We start from the raw sequence: 24,509 nt of genomic DNA, 5'->3' as shown, positions 1-24,509 counted from the left end.
CGCTTCTTCTGTTGCTTTTAGCTAGAGGAAGAAGCGGGACCCCGGCTCAAGGCCGGGGTGACGTGGTGTTGTTAGGCGAAGGTCTTCGCGAACGCGTCGAGCGCAGCCTTCAGGCCAGCCTTCGCCTCGTCACCCAGATCGCGGGTTTCGCGGATCTTGGTCAGCACGTCGGCATGGTTGGAACGCAGATCGGCGAGCATCGCCTGTTCGTAGCGCACCACCGCATCGACCGGCACGGTGTCGAGATAGCCCTGCGTACCGGCGAAGATCGAAGCGGTCTGCTCCTCGAACGGCATCGGCGAGAACTGGGCCTGCTTGAGCAGTTCCGTCAGGCGCGCGCCACGGTTGAGCAGCTTCTGCGTCGAGGCGTCCAGATCCGAACCGAACTGCGCGAACGCGGCCATTTCGCGATACTGTGCCAGCTCCAGCTTGATCGAGCCGGAGACCTTCTTCATCGCCTTGGTCTGCGCGGCGGAACCGACGCGGCTGACCGAGAGGCCGACGTTGATCGCGGGACGGATGCCAGCGAAGAACAGATCGGTTTCGAGGAAGATCTGGCCGTCGGTGATCGAGATCACGTTGGTCGGGATGTAGGCCGAAACGTCGCCGGCCTGCGTTTCGATGATCGGCAGCGCGGTGAGCGAGCCGCCGCCGTTCGCGTCCGACATCTTCGCCGCACGCTCCAGCAGGCGCGAGTGGAGATAGAACACGTCGCCGGGATAGGCTTCGCGGCCCGGCGGGCGGCGCAGCAACAGCGACATCTGGCGGTAGGCGACGGCCTGCTTCGACAGATCGTCGAACACGATCAGCGCGTGCATGCCATTATCGCGGAAATACTCGCCCATCGCGGTGCCGGTATAGGGCGCGAGGAACTGCAAAGGAGCCGGCTCGGATGCGGTCGCGGCGACGACGATGGAATATTCCATCGCGCCATTCTCTTCCAGCGCGCGGACGAGCTGCGCGACGGTCGAACGCTTCTGGCCGACCGCGACGTAGACGCAATACAGCTTCTTCGATTCGTCCGAACCCTGGTTCGCCGTCTTCTGGTTGATGAAGGTATCGATCGCGACGGCGGACTTGCCGGTCTGGCGATCGCCGATGATCAGTTCGCGCTGGCCACGGCCGACGGGGACGAGCGCGTCGATCGCCTTCAGGCCCGACTGCATGGGCTCGCTGACCGACTGGCGCGGGATGATGCCCGGTGCCTTCACTTCGACGCGGCTGCGCTGATCGGAAACGATCGGGCCCTTGCCGTCGATCGGGTTGCCGAGACCATCCACGACGCGACCCAGCAGGCCCTTGCCGACGGGGACGTCGACGATCGTGCCGGTGCGCTTGACGACGTCGCCTTCCTTGATCTCGCTGTCGGACCCGAAGATCACGACGCCGACATTGTCGGCTTCGAGGTTGAGCGCCATGCCCTGCACGCCATTGGCGAATTCGACCATCTCGCCGGCCTGGACGTTGTCCAACCCGTGGATGCGCGCGATGCCGTCGCCGACCGACAGCACCTGGCCGGTTTCGGAGACCTGGGCCTCGGTACCGAACGAGGCGATCTGGTCCTTGATGACCTTCGAGATTTCAGCGGCGCGGATATCCATGGGTTAGCCTTTCATCGCGTGCGCGAGAGTATTGAGACGGGTTTTGATCGAGCTGTCGATCATCTGCGAACCGATCTTCACGACCAGTCCGCCAAGCAGGGAGGGATCGACCGAAAGATCGACCGCGACGTCACGGCCGACGCGAGTGCGAAGGCTGGCCTTCAGCGCATCGACCTGAGCGTCGGTGAGGGGGTGGGCGGAGGCGACTTCCGCCGTCGTCTCGCCACGATAGTTCGCGGCCAGCGCGCGGAAGGCGCGGATGATCGCGGGCAATTGCGACAGGCGGCGATTCTGCGCCAGCACGCCGAGGAATTTCGCGGTGGTATCGTCCACATCGATCATCTCGGCCGCAGCAGCCACGCCCTTGGCGGCATCGGTGCGCGATACGACCGGGCTGGTGATGAGCGCGGCGAAATCCGCCGACTGTTCGATCGCGGCGCGGACCCGCAACAGGCTCGCCTCGACCATGTCGATCGCCTTCGCGTCACTCGCCAGTTCGAACAGAGCCGTGGCGTAACGCCCGCTCAGGCTCGCTTGAATGCCGCTGGATGTCTCCACGCGCTTGGGATTCCTCTAACCGTCGAACAGATGGCCCCATGGGGAAGGGGGCGCTGCGGCAGCACCTCCGGATGGGTTGGCCGGGCGGTTAGCATCGGGTCGGCGGGGATGCAAGTGGGGATGGTGGTATGGTTGACTAGGAAACAAGATATGCGCATACGTTGGTTGGATATCGTCATGCTGAACTTGTTTCAGCATCCAGGCGCGGTCGCTCGACAGACGACCATGTCATATTTGGCAAATGACCGCGCCTGGATCCTGAAACGAGTTCAGGATGACGGCGGTGATTGAAGGTTAGGTTCGAGCCAATGACAACCATTGCCCTCGAGCCCAACCTCGCCACCCTGATCCGCACCGCCGCCGCCGCCACGCATCAGGCGCTGTCCCGCGCGCTCATGCCGCACGGCGTCACGGCTGCAGAATGGGCGCTCCTGCGCGATCTCCATGCCGCCGGCGCCGTGCCGCAAGGGCAGATCGCAGCGCGGCTCGGCATGACGGCAGGGGCGATTTCCAAGCTGGTCGATCGGCTGGTGGCGAAGCGGCTGCTGGTGCGCGGGCGTGGCGGGGGCGGGGACCGGCGCGTGCAGATCATCGGGCTGACCGGCACCGGCGCGCTGCTGGTGCCGGAGCTTGCCCGCGCCGCTGGAGCGAGCGAGGCGGCGCTGTTCGATGGCCTCTCCACCCGGGAGCGGGCCGCGCTGGGTGCGGCGCTGACCAAGCTTGCCGCGCGTCCGCCCGCCGGGTAGCCCGTCGCCGACACATCGTGGGAGAAAGATCATGGCCGGCGCATTCGAGACGATGACGATGTCGGATGGGGCGGACATCGCCGTCTATCGCGCGCAGCCCGAGGGCGAGCGGCGCGGCGGGCTGGTGCTGGTGCAGGAAATCTTCGGCGTCACCGATCATATCCGCGACCTGTGCGAGGAATATGCCGCGGACGGCTACGAGGTGCTGGCACCCGCTCTGTTCGATCGCGAGCATCCCGGATTCGAGGCCGAATATGGCGGCGAAGGCCTGGCGCGGGGCGTCGAACTGGCGCGGCAACTGCATCCGTTCGAGCTGAGTCTCGCCGATACACAGACCTCCATTGATGCGCTGAAGGACAAAGGGCCAGTGTTCGTCGTCGGCTATTGCTATGGCGGATCGGTCGCGTGGTTCGCCGCGACGCGGTTGCAGGGCGTCGCCGCCGCCTCGTCTTATTATGGCAGCCTTGTCTCCGGCGCGGCGGACGAAGTGCCCAAGGTGCCGGTGATCCTGCACTTCGGCCGCCACGACCACGGCATCCCGATGGACGGCGTGGAAAAGGTCATCGCCGCCGATCACCCCAACGCCACCGTCTATGTCTACGAAGCGGGCCACGGCTTCAATTCCGACCGCCGCAAGGATTTCCACGAGGCAAGCTGCGACCTGGCGAAGGAGCGCACGCTGGAACTGTTTCGCGCCAACGGCGGGTGAGGCGAGGCCGCTACAGCCGCCCGGCTGCGATCTTGTACACCGCGTTGCGATCGCGCTTGCCGACCGCGACGACGACCACGACCAACACGTCATCCTCGACCCGGTAGACCAGCCGATATCCTGCCGCGCGCAGCTTGATCTTGTAGCAATCGGGCATGCCGGACAGTCGCGCCGACGGCACATGCGGGTGATCGAGCCGCTCCTTCAATCGGGCGGCGAACTGGTCGCGGATGTTAGGGGCGAGTTTCTTCCATTCCTTCAGCGCGCTGGCCAGGAATTCCAGCTCATAACTCTTCAAGCCGCACCTTGATACGCGGTTCGTCGGCGCGGGCGCGAACCAGTTCGGCGAGTTCCATGTCTTCCAACCGGTCCATCAATTCCTCCCAGGCCTTGGCGGGCACCAGATAGGCGGCAGGGGTGTTTCGGTTGAGCACCGCAACCGGAAATCCCCCCGCCGCCTCGATCACGGCCGACGGGTTTTTCTTTAAGTCGGTGATACTGACGCCGGAGCCGGCCAATAGCTGATCGATCATGGCGCTTTTAATAGCACCTTTAACTGGTCTTTTCAATCGTTCGTCTGGTTCGGGTTTGAGCGCAATCCATGGGATGTGTGACTGCCGGACAGAGCCTATATCCGGGGCATGACGCAGCACGCCGCCATCGATCCAGACACCGCATGGGCCGCGTTCGAGGCGCGGGACCGGGCTTATGACGGGCGGGTGTTCATCGCCGTTCGGACCACCGGCATCTATTGCAAGCCGAGTTGTCCGGCGCGTCACCCGAAGCGTGAGAATGTCGAACTCCATGCCGATCCCGCCTCGGCGCGGGCGGCCGGGTTTCGTGCCTGCCTGCGCTGCAAGCCCGACGAGGTTGGCCGTGACCGGATCGCGGTGGCGCGGGCGGTGGCGGTGCTGGAGGCGGCGGAGGAGATGATGGGGCTGGAGGAGTTGGCCCAGCAGGTCGGTTATGCGCCGCACCATTTCCATCGCCTGTTCAAGCGTGCGACCGGGGTGACCCCCGCCGCCTATGCGCGCGGATTGAAGGCGCAGCGCGCCGCGCGGGCACTGAGCGCGGAGGCGAGCGTGACGGCGGCGATCTACGAGGCGGGCTATTCCGCGCCGAGCCGTTTCTACGAAGATGGCGCCAAGCGGCTGGGGATGAGCCCGAGCGCGTGGAAAAATGGCGGCGCGGGGGTGACGATCCGCTGGACGATCGCGGACACCAGCCTGGGCAAGATGCTGATCGCGGCGACCGACAAGGGGCTGTGCCGCATCGCCTTCGACGAGGACGATACCGCTTTGCTGCTGCGCTTTCCCAAGGCGGAGATCGCGCCCGGCGGCGCGGCGCTGGCCGATCTGGCGGCGCGGGTCGTGGCGAGCGTGGAATCGCCTGAGCGCGATCAGGATCTGCCGCTCGACGTGCAAGGCACCGCATTTCAGGAAGCGGTCTGGCAAGCCTTACGCCATATTCCGCTCGGCGAAACGCGATCGTACGGCCAACTCGCCGCCGCGATCGGCAAGCCCGGCGCGGTGCGCGCGGCGGGAACGGCCTGTGGGGCGAACCCGGTACCGATCGCCATTCCCTGCCACCGCGTGCTGCGCGGGGATGGATCGCCGGGCGGCTATGCTTACGGCACGGATCGCAAGGCCGCCTTGCTCCGACGCGAGGGTGCCGACTGACGCCAAGGCGGGCGCTGCTTTTCAATATCGCATCCACGCGCTACCCTTTCGGTCGGGGAAAGGGGATTGGAATGGGGCCGACACGACCGAAAACGCCGCCGGGCAGCATCCTTTGGCGCGTCATCCACTATCCGCTGAGCCTGCTGGCGATCGGGCTGGCGATGATGGCCGTCGCCGGGCTGTTGGTCGGCGTGCTGCGCGACGTGCTGCCGATCGGCCATGGCGGCTTACGCGGCGTGCTGTTCTCGCTGATCGCATCCGCCGTGTTCGTCGGTGCCTATTGGCTGTTCGTGCATTTCGTCGAGCGGCGGCCGTTCGAGGAATTCGAACGCGAGGATTGGTTCGGCGAACTGGCCATTGCGGCGGCGGCCGGGTTCGTCCTGTTCTCGATCGTGATCGGCATCATCGCCGCGCAGGACGGTTACAGCATCGTCGGCACCAATCCGGCGCGCGCGGCGCTGCCCGCGCTGGCGGTGGCGATCTTCTCCGGCGTGAGCGAGGAGATCGTGTTGCGCGGCGTGATCTTTCGATTGGTCGAACGCATGACCGGCAGCTGGATCGCCTTGGTCCTGTCCGCGATCCTGTTCGGGGCGATGCATCTCGGCAATCCCAACGCCACTCTGTTCGCCGGCTTGGCGATTGCGCTGGAGGCAGGCGTGATGCTGGCGGCACTCTACATGGTCACGCGGCGGTTATGGGCGGTGATCGGGCTGCACGCCGCGTGGAACTTCACGCAGGGCGGGATCTACGGCGTTCCGGTATCCGGTTTCGACACCGGCGGACTCATTCGTCCGAGCATCACGGGATCGGACCTGCTCACCGGCGGATCGTTCGGCGCGGAGGCATCGCTGGCGGCCTTGCTGATCAATTTAGCCGTTGGGGCTGGGTTGATGTGGATCGCCTGGCAGCAGGATCTGGTCGTGCCCCCGCGCTGGATCCGGCGCGGCGGTTTTCAGGGCGACGAGCGCTTGGCCCGCAGCAGATGGTGAGCATGGCGCTTCAGGGCGCCGCCTTGCAGGCATAGACGATCTTCTCGTTCGGCAGCGGCGGCAGCGTGGCCCGGATCGCCGCCTGTTGCGTCGAGAGATTGGCGCGCGCCGCAATGTCGGACGAACACGCCTTCAGCGACACCTGGCTGCGCACCTTGCGCACGGCGTCCATCTGCGCGGCGGACAGCAGATAGCGTGCGTTCGAATAGATTTTCGTCGCCGGATCGAATTGCAGCACGGAAACTGTCTGCTCCTCGGACGGCACGAGGATGCGATCCCAGCGACTGCCGTTCTCGGCATATTGCGTGCGCTGGTTGACGCAGCCGCCGGTGCCCCAATCCAGCTTCACGTCGTCCTGCGACGATACCGTGATGCGGCTGCGGTTCGGCAGGACGGTGCAGACCATCGGGCCGATCGCGGCATCGCTGCTGACGGTCGGCATGGCATCGGGCACGACCGGCGGCATCACCGGCTCCCCGCTCGGCCGCATCACGAAGATGACGAGCGCGGCGACGAACACGATCGCGCCGACGCTCGCGACGCCGATCGCCCAGGGCCGCAGCCCACGCAATTCGAGCATCGCCGCACCGCCCGCCGCGAGCAGACCGGCGACGAGCAGGCCGGCGGCGATGGCGATGAAATTCTCGCGCAACCGCTGCGCCGCATCGCGCGCGCCGACCATCGCCTTGTCGCGTGCGGCATTGGCCTGGCTGGTCGCATCGAGCCGCGCCTTCTGCGCATCGGACGCTGCCAGCGCATCGGCATCGCTATCCTGTTTCAGCCGTTCGGCGATGCTGGTGCAGGGATTGCCGACCCCGGCGAAATCCTGTTTCGCGCTGCGCAGGAACGTCGCCAATTCGGTATCGGCGATGGCGAAGCCGAAGCTCGAATCGCCATCCTCGCCCCGCGTCAGCGCGGAGTTGACACCCACCACGCGCCCGCACGGATCGAGCAGTGGCCCGCCCGAATTGCCCCGCGCGATGCTGGCGGTGTGCAGCAACACCTCGACGCCCGAGAGCGTGCGGCGGCCCGAGAACACGCCCTCCGAACGGATCGGCGACAGCGGCATGATGTAATCCGCCGCTGACCGCGCCGTCGCCATGTCGACATTGCCGGGATAGCCCAAAGCGGTCATCGAACTGCCCTCGTCCACCGGCCCGGTGTAGAGCGCCAGCGTCGGCAGCTTCACGCCAGTGAATTCGATCAACGCCAGATCGCGCTGCGTATCGATCGCGATCACCTTGCCCTGATAGGACCGGCTGCCCTCCGACGGCACCACGCCGATCACGACATTGTCGGGGTAGCGCGCGGCGAGATCGACGACATGCGCATTGGTCACGATCCGGTTCGGCGCGACTGCGAATCCGCTCCCATGCCCGAAGCCCACGACCTCGTTGTCCACCACCGCCACGGTCACGACGCGCACGACGCTGCGCGCGGAAGCGGAGATGTCGTCGGCATGAGCGGGGGCGGTTAGGCCGAAGAGTAGCAAGAGAGCGAGGAGGAGGCGGGTCATGGCGTCCATCGCTAGCGCGCGGTCATATGTCGAGCAAGGACGGCGCTGATCCGGCAGCCGCAAATCGGAATTTCGGAGACACGGATCGCGGCGGCGTTCGATCAGCGCATTTCCCTTCGCCAAATAGGCGCTTCCCCGGCGAAGGCCGGGGCCCAGTCGTGAGACAGAAGTAATCGGGCGCAGCGTGACGTAACACTGACTTCCGCGACTGGGCCCCGGCCTTCGCCGGGGAAGCATCGGGCTTGGTAGATTAAGGTGTCACTCCCGTTTCGGGCTTTTGTACCTTTGGGACATAAGTCTTTCCATTGGCCAAGTCGGCATTTCAACTGCGCGTCGTAAGGCAATGTCGACGGTCTCGCGATACGTCTTCACGCCAAGAATGCGCTGAGCCTCTTCGAGTAGTTCACGATCGATCTTCAGATTGTGGCGCACGTGCATATCCTTGCTGCGAGCGCCGCATTCATAGCATTTCGGGTCACACGAAACTATACGGATCGACATCCACCGCGACGCGCACCTTGCTCGGCCAGTCGAGCTTGCCCAGCCACGCGCGGATCACGTCCTGCACGTCCAGCGCGCGCCGCGCGTGGACCAGTAACCGGAAACGGTGCCGGCCGCGCAGCATTGCGAGCGGGGCGGGGGCCGGGCCGTAGACTTCCATGCCATCGACCTGCGGGGCGGAGCGGCCGATCAGCACCGCGATCTCGTGCGCTGCCGCTTTGTCCTCACTCGACACGACGATCCCGGCGAAGCGGCCGAATGGGGGCGCGTTCGCCTCGCGCCGGCTCTCGGTTTCCGCCGCGTAGAACGCCTCGGCATCCCCGGTGATCAGCGCGCGCATCACTGGCGCGTCGGGGCTGTGCGTCTGGATATAGACATGGCCCGGCTTCTCGCCGCGACCGGCACGGCCCGACACCTGCATGATCTGCTGGAAGGTGCGCTCGCTCGCGCGCAGGTCGCCGCCGTTCAGGCCGAGATCGGCATCGATCACCCCGACCAAAGTCAGGTTGGGGAAGTGATAGCCCTTGGTGATGAGCTGCGTGCCGACGACGATGTCGATGTCATGCCCCTCCATCCGCGCGACGAACTCCGCCGCCTTGGCCGGCGACCAGATCGTGTCGGAGGTGACGACCGCCGTCTTGGCGTCCGGGAACAGCAACTTCACCTCGTCGGCGATCCGCTCCACCCCCGGTCCCACCGCCACCAGAGTATCCTCGTTCGAGCATTCCGGGCAGGCGCGCGGCGTCGGTTCGGCATGGCCGCAATGGTGACAGGTGATGCGCGCGATAAGCCGGTGCTCGACCATCCAGGCAGTGCAGTTCGGGCATTGGAAGCGATGCCCGCACGTCCGGCACAGGGTCAGCGGCGCATAGCCGCGCCGGTTGAGGAACAGCAGCACCTGCTCGCGCCGCTCCAGTGTCTCCTGCATCGCCTTCACCAGTTTCGGCGCGATCCAGCGGCCCCGGTCGGGCGGGTTCTGGATCAGGTCGATCGCCTCGATCGCCGGCATTTCCGCAGCACCCCAGCGGCCCGGCAGCTTCAGTTCGGCATAGCGCCCGCTCGCCACCTGCTGGCGCGTCTCGATCGCCGGGGTGGCGGAGGCGAGGATCACCGGCACACCCTCGAACTTGCCACGCATCACCGCCACGTCGCGCGCATGATAATGCACGCCGTCTTCCTGCTTGAAGCTGGTCTCGTGCGCCTCGTCCACCACGATCAGGCCGAGACTGGCATAGGGAAGAAACAAGGCCGATCGCGCGCCGACCGTGACCAGAGCCTGTCCGGTCGCGATCGCCCGCCACGCGCGGCGCCGCTCCGACTGGCGCAGGCCCGAATGCCACGCCACCGGCTCGCACCCGAAGCGCGCGGTGAAGCGCTGCAGGAACGGTTCGGTCAACGCGATCTCGGGCAGCAGCACGAGCGTCTGCCGCCCCTCGCGGATCGCCTCCGCCACCGCCTCGAAATAGACTTCGGTCTTGCCCGATCCGGTCACGCCGTCGAGCAAGGTCGGCTGGAATTCGCGCGCCGCGACATTGGCGACCAACGTCTCCGCCGCCGCGCGCTGGTCGGACGACAGCGCAGGTCTACCGTGCGCGGGGTCGGGCAGCGGATAGGGGCTGTCGATATCCACCGCCACCGCCTCCAGCGCGCCGGTCTTGACCAGCCCGCGGATCACCGCGTCGGACACGTCCGCCGCCGCCGCCAGTTCGCGGATCAGGCCCTGCCGCACGCCGATCCGCTCCAGCGCCTGTTCCCGCTGCGGGGTCAGGCGCGCGGGCACTTCGCCGGTGGCGCGATATTCGGTGATCGTCTTCGTGCCTTCCAGCGCGGAACTGGACGGCATCGCCATCCGCACTACGGCGGCATGGGGGCTGAGATAATAATCCGCTGTCCACTCGATCAGGCGGCGGAGCGGCGCGGCGATCGGCGGCACGTCGATTACGCCCATCAAATTGCGTAGCCGGTTGTCGCCGACCTCGGCATCGGACGGCATCCGCTCCTCTTCCCACACCACGCCGAGCAACTGGCGCGGGCCGAGCGGCGCGACGACGATCGATCCCGGTTCGACGCTCATGCCGTGCGGCACGCGGTAATCGAGCGGGCCGAGCGCGGAATTCATCACGATGACACGGGCACGGTACATGGACGTGCATATGGCGGCGGGCAGGCCTAGAAGGAAGGGAGACGTTTCCGAAGGAGTATCCGATGTCGCTCTTGTCCCTGCTGTTGCTCGCCCAGGCTGCCGCCGCGCCGATGGCGCCCGACATGAAGATGGACAAGCCCGAGCCGGTCTGCGTCCGCGCCGGAGATCTGCCGCCCGCTTTCGCGAAGTGGAACGCGCCGGCCTCGGTCGGGCTGGCGATCGGTGCGCCGTTCCCGGTGACGGGCACGGAGCCGTCGAAGCTTACCGGCGCGGTCGGCGATGTGGCGAAGCGCGGCGGGACGGCGGCCATGCTGTCCTTCACCGTGGCGAAGGCGGGCGTCTACCAGATCGGGCTGGCCAGTGGTGCGTGGGTCGATGTGGTGAGCGGCGGCGCGGCGCTGGCCTCGGTCGGGCACGGGCATGGCCCGATCTGCACCGGCCTGCGCAAGATCGTCGATTTCAAGCTGAGCCCGGGCCGCTACACGCTGCAATTGTCGGGCATCAAGACGCCGACGATCAAGGTGATGATCGTTCCGAAGTAGCGGCGCACGGCAGGCTTGCCCCACCCCCGTTCGCCCTGAGCCTGTCGAAGGGCGTACCCCAAACGCACCGGAGCATTCGGGGCACGTGCTTCGACAGGCTCAGCACGAACGGTAAAGGTTTACCTCGCAGCTGCCACGCCCGGCGCGACGAACGCATGCGACGTCCCGCGCCGCGCGCGTTTGGCGGTGTAGAGCGCGATGTCGGCGGCGTGCAGCAGTTCGCCGACCGTATCCGCGCCGGGGCCGGGGCTGGCCGATCCGATCGTGCCCGATACGGGCAACAGATCGTCCTTCGACTGGACCGGCGTCTTGAGCAAATCGAGCAAGCGCGCGATCACGGCAGGCGCATCGGCGACCAGTTCCGGATCGGTCAGTAACAAAGCGAATTCGTCTCCGCCCAGCCGCGCGGCGAAGCTGCCGTTCAGGAATGGCGCGCGCAGCCGCTGGCCGATCGCGCGCAGCACGTCGTCGCCGGCCATATGGCCGAACGTGTCGTTGGTGGTCTTGAAATGGTCCAGATCGACCAGCACCAGGACGACCGGCTTGCCCCGGCGCGCGGCCTGCAATTCGGCCTCCAGCACGCGGTTGAATTCGGCACGGTTGGCGATCCGCGTCACTTCGTCGGTGCTGGCGGATTCGCGCAGCTTGCGTTCGACGCGGTAGCGATCGGTCACGTCCTGGAACACGCCGATCACGGCGACGGCGCGGCCATTCTCGACCTCCAGCTCGCCCCGGCTGCGCACCCGGCGGCGCTTGCCCTTGGCGGTGATGAAATCGACCTCCACCTCATAAGGAGCGCCGTTTTCGATCGTGCCGGTCAACGCATCGCTGATCGTCGCGCGGTCGTGCGGCGGATAGAAATCGAGCGCGGCAAGCAGATCGGGCGGTGCAGTCGGATCCAGTTCGTGGATGCGATAGATGCCATCGGACCAGGTGACCGATTCGGTGTCCAGATCGAGCCGCCAGGATCCGATCATCGTCATGCGCTCGACCTGGCGGAAGACGCGTTCCTGTCGGCGGAGCGAGCGCGATTGCTCCTGCGCGCTCTCGGCGATCGACACCGCCTCCCGCGCCGCGCCGCGCGCCGCGATCAGCGCCTCGATCACCGTGGCGATGTGCGTCAGCGTCTCGGCCTGTTCGGCGGTCATCTGGCGCGGCTTGTCGTCGATCAGGCAGATCGCGCCGATCGCGTGGCGACCGCTGGCGTTCGCGATGTGGATCGGGGCACCGGCATAGAAACGAATTTGCGGATCGCCGATGACCAGCGGGTTTGTGGCGAAGCGTGGATCGAGTGCCGCGTCGTTGACGACCAGCGGCGTATCGCTGCGAATCGTATGATCGCAGAATGCGATGTCGCGGCTGGTTTCCTCCATCTCGGTGCCGAACCGCGCCTTCACCCATTGGCGATTGCGATCGATCAGCGTGAGCATCGAGACCGGACAATCGAAGCGAGTCGCGGTCAGCGTGACGAGCGCGTCGAACGCCTTTTCCGGTTCCGAATCGAGCAATCCCAGCGCATGCAGCGCCGAAAGGCGGCGATCCTCATCGGTAATGACGGGGAGCAAGGTTTCGCTAAGCACGTTCATCTTGGCACTTCTACGCGCGAGGGACTTAACAACTCGTCTTTGTCTTGGCCGCGATTTCGCGTCCGGCAAACCGCCCCGCCGATATGGATGGTGTGCGGATGGAGCAGCCCGTGCGTCACCGCTCGCTTCATCGGCGTGCGCGCTTTAGAATGGAACGCGATGCAATCCACCATTCTCGCCTGGGCCGATCACCTCGCGCATAATCGCCGGCGTTCGGCGCATACCGTGCGCGCTTATGTCGCGACGGCGCATCGACTGGTCGGTTTTCTCGGCAGCCATTGGGGCGAAGTTGTTTCGCCCGCGCGGCTGGGCGAGGCGAACGCGGCGGATTTGCGCGCCTATCTCGCCTTTCGCCGGGCCGAAGGGCTGGGCAACGCCTCGGCCGCGCGGGAATTGTCGGCGGTGCGCGGGTTCCTCGCTTTTGCCTGTGGCGAGGGCGCGACGCCGCGGCTGAAGGGGCCGCGCGTCAAGAAAGGCGTGCCGCGCCCGGTATCCCCGGACGAGGCGGTGGCGCTGGTAGAGGACGTGGCCGAGGTGGCGCGCGCCCCCTGGATCGCGGCGCGCGACTGGGCGGTGCTGATGCTGCTCTACGGCGCGGGCCTGCGCATCGGCGAGGCGCTGTCGCTGACTGGCGCGATCCTGCCGCTGGGCGCGACGCTCAGCGTGACGGGCAAGCGCGCCAAGACGCGGATCGTGCCTCTCTTGCCGCAGGTTCGTGAAGGTCTCGAGGATTACGTCCGGCTCTGCCCCTGGCCCGTGTCGCGCGCCGAGCCGCTGTTCCGGGGGGCGAAGGGCGGGGTGCTCGATCCGGCGATCATCCGCCGCTCGGTGCAGGCGGCGCGGACGCGGCTCGGTCTGGCGGATCGCACCACGCCGCACGCGCTGCGCCACAGCTTCGCCACGCATCTGCTCGGGCGCGGGGCGGATCTGCGCTCGCTGCAGGAATTGCTCGGCCATGCGTCCTTGAGTTCGACGCAGATCTATACGGCGGTCGATGCCGCGCATCTACTCGACGTGTACCGCAACGCGCATCCCCGCGCGTGATGCAAGTTTGATCCAGATCAATTGACGAACATCGTTTTGCGCGTGAAACGATGTCCTGTGAAACCCGCCATCCCCCTCAGCCCCGAATTCCTCGCCGATATCGTGGCCGTGCAGCATATCGACGCGGTGAAGGCGATCCTGTCGGACGTGTGCCGCATCACCGGCATGGGCTTTGCTGCGGTCGCGCGCGTCACCGACCAGCGCTGGATCGTGTGTCAGGTGCAGGACGATATCGCCTTCGGGCTGGATCCGGGCGATGAACTCGAGGTCGGCACCACGATCTGCGACGAGATCCGGGGCGACGGGCAGGCGGTGGTGATCGACAATGTCAGCGCCGAGCCACGCTGGCGCGCGCATCACACGCCGATCATGTACGGCTTCAAAAGCTATATCTCGGTGCCGATCCTGCGTGCCGACGGCAGTTTCTTCGGTACGCTCTGCGCGATCGATCCCGCACCGCGCGCAACCAGCCTGAACGAGGTGCGCGCCGCGATCGAGGCGTATGCGGCGCGGATCGGGCTCGAACTGGATACGCTCAGCGCAGGTGCCGCGGCTTCCAGGTGAGAACACGCCAGACGTAGAGGATGGCCACCACCACCATCGTCGCCACGGCCGCCGGCCCGACATAATGTTCGAGCTGCTTGAAATTGGTGCCGAGATAGAAGCCGGCCCCCGCAAGCACGCAGTTCCATATCGCCGCGCCGCCGCCGGTCCAGATCAGGAATTTCCAGCGGTTCATCCGCGCCATGCCGGCCGGCAGCGACACGATCGTGCGGAATGCGGGCATGAAGCGGAAGACGAAGACGATCCACTGGCCGTGCCGCCGGAAGAAACCGTGCAGCTTCTCGACATCCTCCCACTCGATCGCAGCCCAGCGCCCGTGGCGATCGACCAGCGGCTTGAAACGTTCGTACCCGATGCGGCGGCCAAGTTCGTACCAGAAGACGTTGCCGGCCACCGTGCCGATCGTGCCGAACACGATCAGCGGCACCATTGCCATCTGCCCACGCGCGACCGCGATGCCGCCCAGGCCCATGATCACCTCGGACGGGATCGGCGGGATGATGTTTTCGAGCGCCATCAGCAGGAAGATGCCGAAATAGCTGCCCCAGGCGATCAGGTTGACAATGAGGTCGGTCATGAGATGTGGCTTGCCCGTCCCGAAATGAAAACGTCATCCTGAACTTGTTTCAGGATCCAGGCGCGGTCATCTGTCCCACGGATACCGCCCATGAGGCCACTGACCGCGCCTGGATCCTGAAACGAGTTCAGGATGACGAAGTTTCAGTCCTTTGCCGCCACCTTCGCCTCGACCGCCGCCCAGATCATTGCCGCCGTATCCACCCCGTCGAACCGGTCGATCGCAACCAGACCTGTGGGGGAGGTGACGTTGATCTCGGTCAGCCACTGGCCGCCGATCACATCGATACCGACGAACAGCAGCCCGCGCTTCTTCAGTTCCGGGCCGAGCACGGCGCAGATTTCGCGTTCCTTGTCCGTCAGTTCGGTCTTCACCGCCGATCCGCCGACCGCGAGGTTGGAGCGGATCTCGCCTTCGCCCGGCAGCCGGTTGATCGCGCCGACCACCTCGCCATCGACCAGCACGATGCGCTTGTCGCCCTTGGCCACGTCGGGCAGGAACGCCTGGATCATGTGCGGCTCGCGCCACGTCATGTTGAACACCTCTATCAGTGCGGACAGGTTCGCGCCGTCCGATCCGACCTTGAAGATCGCCTTGCCGCCGTTGCCGTGCAGCGGCTTGATGACGATCTCGCCGTGTTTGGCGAGGAAGGCGCGCGCCTCGTCCAGGCTGCGCGTGACGAGCGTCGGCGGCATGAACTGCGGGTAATCGAGCACGAAGACCTTTTCCGGCGCATTGCGTACGCTGGCGGGGTCGTTGACGACGAGCGTCTTGTGGCTGATCCGCTCCAGCAGATGCGTCGCGGTGATATAGCCCAGGTCGAACGGCGGATCCTGCCGCATCAGCACGACGTCCGTCTCATCGCCGAGATCGAGGCTGACCGCCTCGCCGAACGCGAAGTGATCGCCGACCACGCGCTGCACCGTCACCGGATGCGCCTTCGCCCAGACGCGGCCGTCGGCGTAATTCAGGTCTTCGGCGGCATAATGGAACAGCCGGTGCCCGCGCGCCTGCGCCGACAGCATCAGCGCGAAGGTCGAATCGCCCGCGATGTTGATCGACTGGATGGGGTCCATCTGGACGGCGACGGTCAGCGGCATCGAATGATCCTTTTCCCGCGCCTCCCTCGTCACCCCGGCGCAGGCTGGGGTCTCCGGGAGGCGAGCGTTACGCCCGCACCACGAGACCCCAGCGTGCGCTGGGGTGACGGGATGGAGTGGTTGGGCAGATAGGAGCGGGCAGGGGGAATGTCACGCTAACCCCTCCGTTCGTTTCGAGAGTAGTCGAGAAACCGGCCTCAAGCGCTGCGCACAGTTTCTCGACTACGCTCGAAACGAACGGAGCGGGGAAGCGATGCTCACCCGATCCACGCATTCTCGATATGGCGGGGCCGTACGCTGGGTGCGATAAGGATCACGTCGACGCGGATGTCGTCGCCCGGGCCGGCATAGGTCGGCATCAGCACCTCCGCCGCTGCCGCGACGCGGGCGAGGCGGCGTTCGTCGATCGCGTAATCGAGTTCGGCGGCGGTCTTGCGCAATTTCACCTCGACAAAGGCGATCAGATTGCCCTTGCGCGCGACCAGATCGACCTCCCCGGCGGGCGTGCGCACGCGACGATCGAGGATCCGCCAGCCCTTCAGCCGCAGCCACCAGCCGGCGAGGCGTTCGCCGCGACGGCCGGAGGCTTCGGCGATGCGGCGGTCACGCATTTCTTAGCCCCTCCCCTTCAGGGGAGGGGTTGGGGTGGGGCAGTCCCGTCTCGAAGAGACCAGCGCCAGTTTCTGCGGCACGGCCCCACCCCAACCCCTCCCCTGAAGGGGAGGGGCTAAATGAGGAAAACGTCTTGCTCACCCCTTCATCTCCAGCGCCCGAGCATAAAGCGCCTTGCGATCGACGCCGAGCTTCTTCGCCACCTCGCTCGCCGCCTGCCCGGTGGACAGCCGGGTTAGCGCTTCGGCCAGCGCCACATCCGCATCCGCCTCGCTCGCCGCCTCCGGTTCCCCCGGCGGCGCGATCACGATCACGATCTCGCCCCTGGGCGGCGCATCGGCATAGCGTGCGGCCAATTCCCCCAACGTCCCCGTCACCGCTTCCTCGAATCGCTTGGTGATCTCGCGCGTCACCGCTGCGTCGCGTTCGCCAAGTTCCTCCGCCAGCGTCGCCAGCGTCGCGGCCAAGCGGGGGCCGGATTCGTACAGCACCAACGTCGCCCGCACCGCCGCCACCTCGCGAATCGCGGTCGCACGGGCGGCAGCCTTGGGCGGCAGGAAGCCGAGATACAGGAACCGGTCGGTCGGCAACCCCGCCAGCGTCAGCGCCGCGATCGCCGCGCAGGGGCCGGGGATCGTCACCACCAGATGCCCCGCCGCGCGGGCATCGCGGACCAGTTTGTAACCCGGATCGGAAATCAGCGGCGTCCCGGCATCCGACACCAACGCCACCGCCTCGTGCCCCATCCGCGCGATCAGGCCGGGGCGCACGCCTTCCGCATTATGGTCGTGATACGGCGTCATCGGCCGCTTGATGCCGATATGGTGGAGCAGCTTCGCGGTCACACGGCTGTCTTCCACCGCGATTACGGCGCATCCCGCCAGCACCTCGGCGGCGCGCGGCGAGAGATCGCCGAGATTGCCGATCGGGGTGGCGACGATATAGAGACCGGGTACAAGACCGGGCGCGGGTTCGGCATTCATCATGGGAAGTGTCATGGCAGAGGGTTTATCGATACCGCAACGGGGCATGTCACTTGCCAGATTGACGGCGGTGGCGGCGGCACTCGTGCTGAGCGCGTGCCAGACGGTCGTGCCGCGCGGGCCCGCGCCGACGATCCGTCCGCAGCCGACCCGGCCGCAGCCGACCGGCCCGACGCAGATCGACCAGGGCATCCCGACCGATACCGCGCGCCACCGCATCGCCCTGCTCGTGCCGCTGACCGGATCGAACGCCGGCGTGGGGCAGAGCATCTCCAATGCGACTCAGCTTGCATTGCTCGACACGAACAACGAACGCCTCCGCATCACCACTTACGATACTGCGGCCTTGGGTGCGGCCAATGCGGCGCAGCGCGCGATCGCGGATGGCAATCGCCTGATCCTCGGGCCGCTGCTCGCCGATGACGTCAAGGCGGTGGCACCGGTGGCGAAGCGCGCGGGCGTGCCGGTGGTCAGTTTCTCCAACGATGCCAGCGCGGCGGGCAACGGATCGTACCTGATGGGCTATATGCCGGGCCAGTCGATCACCCGCGTGGTCGATTATGCGCGCGGGCAGGGCATGTCGAGCTTCGCCGGATTGGTGCCGAACGGCCTGTACGGCGAACGTGCCTCGACCTCGTTCCTGCGCGCCGTCGAAGGGGCGGGCGGGCAGGTCGTCACGCTGCAGACCTATGATCGCGCACCCGGATCGATTAGCGCGGCGATCACGCGCATGGGGCATAATTCGCCGTACGAGGCGGTGCTGATCGCGGATGCCGCGAACAGCGCATCGGCGGCGGTGCCGATCCTGCGTAAGAGCGGCGGGGCCAGCGCCCGCGTGCTCGGCACCGAATTGTGGAACTCGGATGCCTCGGTCAACGGCAAGCCCGCGCTGAACGGCGCATGGTTCGCCAGCGTGCCGGACGCGCTGTACCGCCAATATGCCGCGAAATACCGCGCGCGCTTCGGCACCGCGCCGTTCCGCCTGTCGAGTCTCGGCTATGACGCGGTGCTGCTGACGGTGCGCATTGCGCGCGACTGGCCGATCGGGACGGCGTTCCCGGAGGATCGGCTCAAGGATCGCGGCGGCTTCGGCGGGATCGATGGCGCGTTCCGCTTCGGGCGCGACAACATCGCCGAGCGCGCGCTTGAGGTACAGGAGATCCGCGGCGGTACGACGGTGATCGTATCGCCCGCACCGACGGGGTTCGTGAAGTAGGCATTCAATTCCCCTCCCTGGAAGGGAGGGGTTAGGGGTGGGTCGGTATGGGGCGGGCGTAGCGCTCCCTCACGGGCCGACCCACCCCCAGCCCCTCCCTTCCAGGGAGGGGAGCAACTAAGCCGACCGCACCACGATCGGCAAAATCGCATCCAGCAAAATCGTCCCCGCCTCGGTGATCGCCAGCCGGTCGCCGTCGCGTCGCGCCAGGCCCTGATCCTCCAGCTTCGCCAGCGCCGGCAGATCGACCAGTCCGGCGATCGTCGTCTCCCCCAGCCGCGCGATGCGCGCCAGGTCCACGCCCTCGCGCAGGCGCAGGCCCATCAGCAGTGCCTCGGTCGCGCGGGTGTGCGGGGCGAGCAGTTCCTCGATCTCGATCCCGTGCTGGTTGCGCTCGATCGCCGCCATCCAGTTTTCGGGCTTCCTGCGCCGCACGGTGGCCAACCCGCCGCGCCGCCCGTGCGCGCCGGGGCCGATGCCGAGATAGTCCTGATAGCGCCAATAGACGAGGTTGTGGCGGCTCTCCGATCCCGGCCGCGCATGATTGGAGATTTCATAGGCGGGTAGGCCGGCCGCCGCCGTCATGGCGCGCGTCGCCTCGAACAGATCGGCGGCGCTGTCGCCGTCGGGGATGACGATCCGCCCCGCCGCCGCCTCGGTCGCGAAGCGCGTGCCGGGTTCGATCGTCAATTGGTAGAGCGAGAGGTGTTCGGTGCCGAACGCCAAAGCGCGGGCGAGTTCGCTGTCCCAGGCGGTGAGCGTCTGGCCGGGCCGGGCATAGATCAGGTCGAAACTGACCCGCGCGAACGCCGCCAGCGCCGTGTCCAGCGCGGCCAGCCCCTCGCGCACGTCATGCGCACGGCCGAGGAATTTCAGCGCATCGTCGTCGAGCGCCTGTAGCCCGAGCGATACGCGGTTCACCCCCGCCGCCGCGATATCGGCGAAGCGCGCCGCCTCGACCGAGGAGGGGTTGGCCTCCAGAGTGATTTCGATATCGTCGGTGAAGCCCCACGCATCCTCCGCCGCGCGGATGATCGCCGCAGTCGTTTCGGGTGGCATCAGCGACGGCGTGCCGCCGCCGAAGAAAATCGAGCCGAGCCGTCGGCCCGGCATCAGCGTCGCCTCATGCGCCAGATCGGCTAGTAGCCCGGCGCGCCACGCCGCCTGATCGACGGAGTCGCGGACATGGCTGTTGAAGTCGCAATACGGGCATTTCGAGACGCAGAATGGCCAGTGGACGTACAGCGCCAGTGGCGGTGCCGCGCGCGTGGACGGATCTGAAACGGGCAGTTCGGCAAGGCTCATGGGCGCGCGCTATGCGCGCCCCGGCGCCCAGAGGGAAGATGCCGCGCGCCCGGCTTTATTCCTCGCCGGTGCGATAGGCGCAGAATTTGTTGCCATCCAGATCGCGGAAATACGCGCCGTAGAACGCCTGCGGCCCGACCCCGCCGCGCAGGCCCGGTGCGCCCTCGTCCTGCCCGCCGAGTTCGATCGCCTTGGCATATACCGCGTCGACTTGTGCGCGGCTGTCCGCCAGCAACGCGACCATCGTGCCGTTGCCGGGATTGGCCGTGCCGCCGTCATAGGGCTTGGTGATCGCCAGCATCGGCTTGTCGCGGCCCGCGCCATACAAAGTGAAACCGCGCGCATCCGGCATCGTGATCAGCCGCTTGCCGCCGATCGCGCCCAGCAGGCCGTCATAGAAGACCAGTGCCTTGTCGATATCGTTGGTGCCGAGTGTGGTGTAGCCGATCATCGTCTCTCTCCATATCGTGCGCCGGCGGTTGGGCCGCCTGGCTTTATGCTGGCTCGTCCGTTCCCCGGCGCAGGCCGGGGTCCAGTCGCGAAGGTAGCTGTTACGTCGCGCAGCGCCCGATCACTGTTTCCCGACTGGTCCCCGGCTTTCGCCGGGGACCATGAATCAGGACTTCGCGGCGGGCGTCGCGACCGGCTTCGGTACCGGCGGGGTGAATTCGCCCGGCTTGCACTCGCCCTCGCGCTTGGCGCTGACGTTCATCACCAGCTTGCCGCCATCGTTGTTGGTGCCGGCCGATTCGACCGACATCTTGATGTTCTGCTCGGTCGCGCTGCTCGTGCCGTCGGCGGTGAGCTTCACGGCCCGGCCATCCTTCGAACAATTGGCGGTGAAGGCGACCTTGCCGCCCGAGATGTTCTTGTCGGTCACCTTGCAGTTGTTCTGCGCCCCGCCCATCGCGGTCAGGTTCTTTTCCGCATCTTCCTGCGCGGCGAATTCGGGCGTGATGCAGGCCGATACGCCGGCCATCATGTTCATCATCTGCTGCATCTGCGCCTTCTGCTCGGGCTTGATGCCCGGCCCGGCGAATTCGACGATCTCGATTTTCTGGCTCCAGCTACCCGGCTGGCGCTTCACCGGGCCCGAATCGCTCTTGCCGCAACCGGCGGCGAGCAAAGCGACGCCGGTGAGGGCGATAAGGTTACGCATGGAAATTCTCCCCTGATGACGGGGCGATCTTTCGAGGTTCGCGCGCGCGAGTGCAATCGTAAATTCGCGCGCTAACCCGCGAACGGCGCTCAATCGACGAAGGCGCGCTCGATCACGTAATGGCCTGGGTTGGCGTTCGATCCTTCGCTGAAGCCCTGCGATTCCAGCATCGCGCCGAGATCGCGGATCATCGCCATGCTGCCGCACATCATGATGCGGTCCGTCTCCGGGTTCAGCGCATGTTCGCCGCCGACCGGGGGGGCGAACAGCCGCCCGTCCTCGATCAGCGCGCCGATCCGCCCGGCGGTGCGGAACGGTTCGCGCGTCACGGTCGGGACGTAATGGAATTGTAGCAGCGCCTGATCCGACACTAGCGGATCGGCGGCCAGCTGCGCGGTCAGCTCGTCGTGATAGGCCAGGTCGCTGACGCGACGCACGCAATGCACCAGCACGATCTGGGTGAACATGTCATAGACCGAAGGGTCGCGCGCCAGACTGAGAAACGGAGCGAGGCCGGTGCCGGTCGAGAAGAAGAACAGCCGTTTGCCCGGCAGCAGCGCGTCGCACACCAGGGTGCCGACCGGCTTCTTGCCGAGATACAGCTGGTCGCCCGCATGGATCGTCTGCAGACGCTCGGTCAGCGGGCCGTCCGGCACCTTGATCGAGAGGAATTCGAGTTCCTCGGCATAATCCGGGCTGGCGATCGAATAGGCGCGCATGATCGGCTTGCCGCTGTCGGTTGGCAGGCCGAGCATCACGAATTCACCCGAACGGAAGCGGAAGCTGGCCGGGCGCGCGATCGCGAAACTGAACAAATGTTCGTTCCAATGTTTCACCCACAGCACGTCCGCAGTGGAGAAGGCGGTGTGGTCTGGGATCAAAACCGGCGTACGGGCATGCATATTCATGACCGGTCCCCTGCACGAGACATCCGGGCGCACGCAAGATGCTGAGGCACAAGTTCTGCTGCATGTGCCAGATAGTTTGGCGTGTGAGCCGCCCATCTGGCGACATTGCGGGCGAAAATACGGAGCATCGGCGACCTTGGAGATATTGCGATTTATTCGCAATTAAGCGAGGTTTACGTTCACGTCAAGGAAACATCTTGCCGGTAACCGGTTTTCCGACGGACGTTGCACGTTAGGGAGCGTTGCCTCGCTCTTGTCCGCTCCCCATATTCCTTTTCATGGCAATCCAGATCCGCACCACGCTCGACGAACCGGAAACCGGCCAGGCGTTCGTTCCTCATCGCCCCAACCGCCCCGACAAGCTGGAGGGTGGCAAGGCCTTCAAGATCGTCAGCGAATATACCGCGGCGGGGGATCAGCCGACCGCGATCGCCGAACTGGTTGCACAGACCGAGGCGGGCGAACGCGATCAGGTGCTGCTCGGCGTCACCGGCTCGGGCAAGACCTTCACGATGGCCAAGGTGATCGAGGCGGTGCAGCGCCCGGCGCTGATCCTCGCGCCGAACAAGATCCTCGCGGCGCAATTGTATGGCGAGATGAAGTCGTTCTTCCCGGAAAACGCGGTCGAATATTTCGTCAGCTATTACGATTACTACCAGCCCGAGGCGTATGTCGCGCGCTCCGACACCTATATCGAGAAGGAAAGCTCGACCAACGAATCGATCGACCGGATGCGGCATTCGGCGACCCGCTCGCTGCTCGAACGCGACGACGTGATCATCGTCGCCTCGGTCTCGTGCCTGTACGGTATCGGCTCGGTCGAGACCTATTCGGCGATGATTTTCGATCTAAAGAAAGGGCAGGTGGTCGATCAGCGCGAGGTCGTGCGCAAGCTCGTCGCGCTGCAATACAAGCGCAACGACGCGGCGTTTCAGCGCGGCAATTTCCGCGTGAAGGGCGACAATCTCGAAATCTTCCCGTCGCATTACGAAGACACCGCGTGGCGCGTATCGTTCTTCGGCGATGATATCGAGGAGATCGTGGAGTTCGATCCGCTGACTGGCAAGAAGGTGGCGAGCCTCGATTATGTCCGCGTGTTCGCCAATTCGCACTACGTCACGCCGGGGCCGACGCTGAAACAAGCGATGGAGGCGATCAAGTTCGAACTGGCCGAGCGGCTGAAGGAACTGGTGCCGGAGGGCAAATTGCTGGAGGCGCAGCGGCTCGAGCAGCGGACGAACTTCGATCTGGAAATGATCGCCGCGACGGGATCGTGCGCGGGTATCGAGAATTATTCGCGTTTCCTCACCGGGCGGATGCCGGGCGAACCGCCGCCCACTTTGTTCGAATATCTGCCTGAAAACGCTTTGCTGTTCGTCGATGAGAGTCACCAGACGATCGGCCAGATCAACGGCATGTCGCGCGGCGATCACCGCCGCAAGCTGACGCTCGCCGAATACGGTTTCCGTCTGCCCAGCGCGATCGACAACCGTCCGCTACGCTTCAACGAATGGGACGCGATGCGCCCACAGACCACCTATGTCTCAGCGACGCCCGGCACCTGGGAGATGGAGCAGACCGGCGGTGTGTTCGCCGAACAGGTGATCCGCCCGACCGGGCTGATCGACCCGCCGATTGAGATCAAGCCGGTCGAGGAACAGGTGCAGGATCTCATCGTCGAGGCGCGCAAGACGGCGGAGGCCGGCTATCGCACGCTCGTGACGACCCTGACCAAGCGCATGGCGGAAGATCTGACCGAGTTCATGCACGAGGCGGGTCTGAAGGTCCGCTACATGCACAGCGACGTCGAGACGCTGGAGCGTATCGAGCTGATCCGCGACTTGCGGCTCGGCGTGTACGACGTGCTGATCGGCATCAACCTGTTGCGCGAGGGGCTCGATATCCCGGAATGCGGGCTGGTCGCGATCCTCGATGCCGACAAGGAAGGCTTCCTGCGCAGCGAGACTTCGCTGATCCAGACGATCGGCCGCGCGGCGCGCAACGTGGACGGGCGCGTGATCCTCTATGCCGATCGCATCACCGGATCGATGGAACGCGCGATGAACGAGACGGATCGCCGCCGCGAGAAGCAGCGCGTCTACAACGAAGCGCACGGCATCACCCCGACGACGATCAAGCGCAATATCGGCGACATCATCAAGGACGTCGCGTCGCGCGATCAGGTGACGGTGGAAATCGACGAAGACCGCCCGCACATGGTCGGCCACAATCTGCGCGCCTATATCGAGGATCTCGAAAAGCAGATGCGCAAGGCCGCGTCCGACCTCGAATTCGAAACCGCCGGCCGCCTACGCGACGAAATCCGCGCGCTGGAGCAGGAGGAGCTCGGCCTGCCGGTCGATCAGCAGAAACTGCCGGTGATGGGCCGCAGCAACGAGGGTAAACCGGGCACGCGCAAGACCCGCTACGGCAAGAGCCAGAAGTTCAAGAGCAACCGGCGGGCGTAAGCC

The 24,509-nt window shown here is 65.9% G+C and carries 25 protein-coding genes; 9 read left to right on the top strand and 16 right to left on the bottom strand.

Annotated features, from left to right (window positions below; translation table 11 throughout):
* Window positions 1-71 precede the first annotated feature (71 nt).
* Together atpA and U1738_RS04845 are read right to left on the bottom strand one after the other, a co-directional pair.
* Entirely contained in the window at window positions 72-1,601 is a 1,530-nt protein-coding gene (atpA, locus tag U1738_RS04850) for a F0F1 ATP synthase subunit alpha (RefSeq protein WP_332787877.1), read from the bottom strand.
* Between the two features lie 3 nt (window positions 1,602-1,604).
* Window positions 1,605-2,159 (bottom strand): F0F1 ATP synthase subunit delta, encoded by a 555-nt coding sequence (locus U1738_RS04845; RefSeq protein ID WP_332787876.1) that lies wholly within the window; start codon window positions 2,157-2,159, stop codon window positions 1,605-1,607.
* Between the two features lie 308 nt (window positions 2,160-2,467).
* Between U1738_RS04845 and U1738_RS04840 the strand changes: the two genes are divergently transcribed.
* Both U1738_RS04840 and U1738_RS04835 read left to right on the top strand, forming a co-directional pair.
* Window positions 2,468-2,905, top strand: coding sequence for a MarR family winged helix-turn-helix transcriptional regulator (locus U1738_RS04840; protein ID WP_332787875.1), 438 nt, complete (start codon window positions 2,468-2,470; stop codon window positions 2,903-2,905).
* Window positions 2,906-2,936: 31 nt separating this feature from the next.
* On the top strand, window positions 2,937-3,614 hold the full coding sequence (locus tag U1738_RS04835; RefSeq protein ID WP_332787874.1) for a dienelactone hydrolase family protein: 678 nt from the start codon (window positions 2,937-2,939) through the stop codon (window positions 3,612-3,614).
* Between the two features lie 10 nt (window positions 3,615-3,624).
* On the opposite strand, the gene U1738_RS04830 is transcribed toward U1738_RS04835, so the two are convergent.
* Window positions 3,625-3,912, bottom strand: coding sequence for a type II toxin-antitoxin system RelE family toxin (locus tag U1738_RS04830; protein ID WP_332787873.1), 288 nt, complete (start codon window positions 3,910-3,912; stop codon window positions 3,625-3,627).
* A complete protein-coding gene (locus U1738_RS04825; RefSeq protein ID WP_332787872.1) occupies window positions 3,899-4,147 on the bottom strand; it encodes a type II toxin-antitoxin system Phd/YefM family antitoxin in 249 nt (82 codons plus the stop codon). Before U1738_RS04825 ends, U1738_RS04830 begins: the two co-directional genes overlap by 14 nt.
* A gap of 108 nt (window positions 4,148-4,255) precedes the next feature.
* Here U1738_RS04825 and ada point away from each other — a divergent pair, with 108 nt between their 5' ends.
* Together ada and U1738_RS04815 are read left to right on the top strand one after the other, a co-directional pair.
* The gene (gene ada / locus U1738_RS04820; RefSeq protein ID WP_332787871.1) at window positions 4,256-5,293 is read left to right on the top strand and encodes a bifunctional DNA-binding transcriptional regulator/O6-methylguanine-DNA methyltransferase Ada; all 1,038 of its coding nucleotides are present in this window, start codon (window positions 4,256-4,258) and stop codon (window positions 5,291-5,293) included.
* Between the two features lie 71 nt (window positions 5,294-5,364).
* Window positions 5,365-6,282, top strand: coding sequence for a CPBP family intramembrane glutamic endopeptidase (locus U1738_RS04815; RefSeq protein ID WP_332787870.1), 918 nt, complete (start codon window positions 5,365-5,367; stop codon window positions 6,280-6,282).
* A 10-nt stretch (window positions 6,283-6,292) separates the two neighbouring features.
* Here the strand turns inward: U1738_RS04815 and U1738_RS04810 are convergent, their stop codons facing one another.
* The 3 genes from U1738_RS04810 to U1738_RS04805 all read right to left on the bottom strand — a co-directional run bounded on the left by U1738_RS04810 (window position 6,293) and on the right by U1738_RS04805 (window position 10,442).
* The gene (locus tag U1738_RS04810; protein ID WP_332787869.1) at window positions 6,293-7,798 is read right to left on the bottom strand and encodes a S1C family serine protease; all 1,506 of its coding nucleotides are present in this window, start codon (window positions 7,796-7,798) and stop codon (window positions 6,293-6,295) included.
* A 258-nt stretch (window positions 7,799-8,056) separates the two neighbouring features.
* A complete protein-coding gene (locus U1738_RS20255) occupies window positions 8,057-8,236 on the bottom strand; it encodes a type II toxin-antitoxin system VapB family antitoxin (protein ID WP_443026970.1) in 180 nt (59 codons plus the stop codon).
* Window positions 8,237-8,273: 37 nt separating this feature from the next.
* Window positions 8,274-10,442 (bottom strand): primosomal protein N', encoded by a 2,169-nt coding sequence (locus U1738_RS04805; RefSeq protein ID WP_332787868.1) that lies wholly within the window; start codon window positions 10,440-10,442, stop codon window positions 8,274-8,276.
* A gap of 62 nt (window positions 10,443-10,504) precedes the next feature.
* Here U1738_RS04805 and U1738_RS04800 point away from each other — a divergent pair, with 62 nt between their 5' ends.
* On the top strand, window positions 10,505-10,984 hold the full coding sequence (locus U1738_RS04800; protein WP_332787867.1) for a hypothetical protein: 480 nt from the start codon (window positions 10,505-10,507) through the stop codon (window positions 10,982-10,984).
* Between the two features lie 119 nt (window positions 10,985-11,103).
* On the opposite strand, the gene U1738_RS04795 is transcribed toward U1738_RS04800, so the two are convergent.
* Entirely contained in the window at window positions 11,104-12,570 is a 1,467-nt protein-coding gene (locus tag U1738_RS04795; protein ID WP_332787866.1) for a diguanylate cyclase domain-containing protein, read from the bottom strand.
* Between the two features lie 159 nt (window positions 12,571-12,729).
* Here U1738_RS04795 and U1738_RS04790 point away from each other — a divergent pair, with 159 nt between their 5' ends.
* A complete protein-coding gene (locus U1738_RS04790) occupies window positions 12,730-13,614 on the top strand; it encodes a tyrosine recombinase XerC (RefSeq protein ID WP_332788223.1) in 885 nt (294 codons plus the stop codon).
* A 57-nt stretch (window positions 13,615-13,671) separates the two neighbouring features.
* Window positions 13,672-14,178 carry a GAF domain-containing protein gene (locus U1738_RS04785; protein WP_332787865.1) on the top strand — a complete coding sequence of 169 codons (507 nt, stop codon included), beginning with the start codon at window positions 13,672-13,674 and terminating at the stop codon, window positions 14,176-14,178.
* On the opposite strand, the gene U1738_RS04780 is transcribed toward U1738_RS04785, so the two are convergent.
* From U1738_RS04780 to rsmI, 4 genes are all read right to left on the bottom strand, one after another.
* Complete coding sequence (locus U1738_RS04780) at window positions 14,150-14,755, bottom strand: DedA family protein (protein WP_332787864.1); 606 nt, start codon at window positions 14,753-14,755, stop codon at window positions 14,150-14,152. The two genes, U1738_RS04785 and U1738_RS04780, sit on opposite strands and share 29 nt — an antisense overlap.
* A 143-nt stretch (window positions 14,756-14,898) precedes the next feature.
* Complete coding sequence (gshB, locus tag U1738_RS04775) at window positions 14,899-15,855, bottom strand: glutathione synthase (RefSeq protein ID WP_332787863.1); 957 nt, start codon at window positions 15,853-15,855, stop codon at window positions 14,899-14,901.
* A gap of 257 nt (window positions 15,856-16,112) precedes the next feature.
* Entirely contained in the window at window positions 16,113-16,466 is a 354-nt protein-coding gene (locus U1738_RS04770; protein ID WP_332787862.1) for a YraN family protein, read from the bottom strand.
* A 138-nt stretch (window positions 16,467-16,604) separates the two neighbouring features.
* Window positions 16,605-17,465, bottom strand: a complete 861-nt coding sequence (gene rsmI, locus U1738_RS04765) for a 16S rRNA (cytidine(1402)-2'-O)-methyltransferase (protein ID WP_332787861.1) — start codon at window positions 17,463-17,465, stop codon at window positions 16,605-16,607.
* Here rsmI and U1738_RS04760 point away from each other — a divergent pair.
* A complete protein-coding gene (locus U1738_RS04760) occupies window positions 17,464-18,666 on the top strand; it encodes a penicillin-binding protein activator (protein ID WP_332787860.1) in 1,203 nt (400 codons plus the stop codon). The genes rsmI and U1738_RS04760 overlap by 2 nt on opposite strands.
* A 117-nt stretch (window positions 18,667-18,783) precedes the next feature.
* Here the strand turns inward: U1738_RS04760 and hemW are convergent, their stop codons facing one another.
* The 4 genes from hemW to U1738_RS04740 form a co-directional block, all read right to left on the bottom strand.
* Window positions 18,784-19,971 (bottom strand): radical SAM family heme chaperone HemW, encoded by a 1,188-nt coding sequence (gene hemW, locus U1738_RS04755; protein ID WP_332787859.1) that lies wholly within the window; start codon window positions 19,969-19,971, stop codon window positions 18,784-18,786.
* A 55-nt stretch (window positions 19,972-20,026) separates the two neighbouring features.
* A complete protein-coding gene (locus tag U1738_RS04750; protein ID WP_332787858.1) occupies window positions 20,027-20,422 on the bottom strand; it encodes a VOC family protein in 396 nt (131 codons plus the stop codon).
* 165 nt (window positions 20,423-20,587) lie between these two features.
* Entirely contained in the window at window positions 20,588-21,130 is a 543-nt protein-coding gene (locus U1738_RS04745; protein WP_332787857.1) for a DUF3617 domain-containing protein, read from the bottom strand.
* Window positions 21,131-21,219: 89 nt separating this feature from the next.
* Window positions 21,220-22,038 carry a ferredoxin--NADP reductase gene (locus tag U1738_RS04740; RefSeq protein ID WP_332787856.1) on the bottom strand — a complete coding sequence of 273 codons (819 nt, stop codon included), beginning with the start codon at window positions 22,036-22,038 and terminating at the stop codon, window positions 21,220-21,222.
* A 278-nt stretch (window positions 22,039-22,316) separates the two neighbouring features.
* Here U1738_RS04740 and uvrB point away from each other — a divergent pair, with 278 nt between their 5' ends.
* Window positions 22,317-24,506 (top strand): excinuclease ABC subunit UvrB, encoded by a 2,190-nt coding sequence (gene uvrB, locus U1738_RS04735; RefSeq protein ID WP_332787855.1) that lies wholly within the window; start codon window positions 22,317-22,319, stop codon window positions 24,504-24,506.
* Window positions 24,507-24,509: the final 3 nt, after the last annotated feature.

Source organism: Parasphingomonas caseinilytica (assembly GCF_036663755.1).
Taxonomy (GTDB): Bacteria; Pseudomonadota; Alphaproteobacteria; order Sphingomonadales; family Sphingomonadaceae; genus Sphingomonas.
The sequence above is the reverse complement of the archived record's forward strand: the minus strand, read 5'-3'. Positions and strand labels throughout refer to the sequence as shown.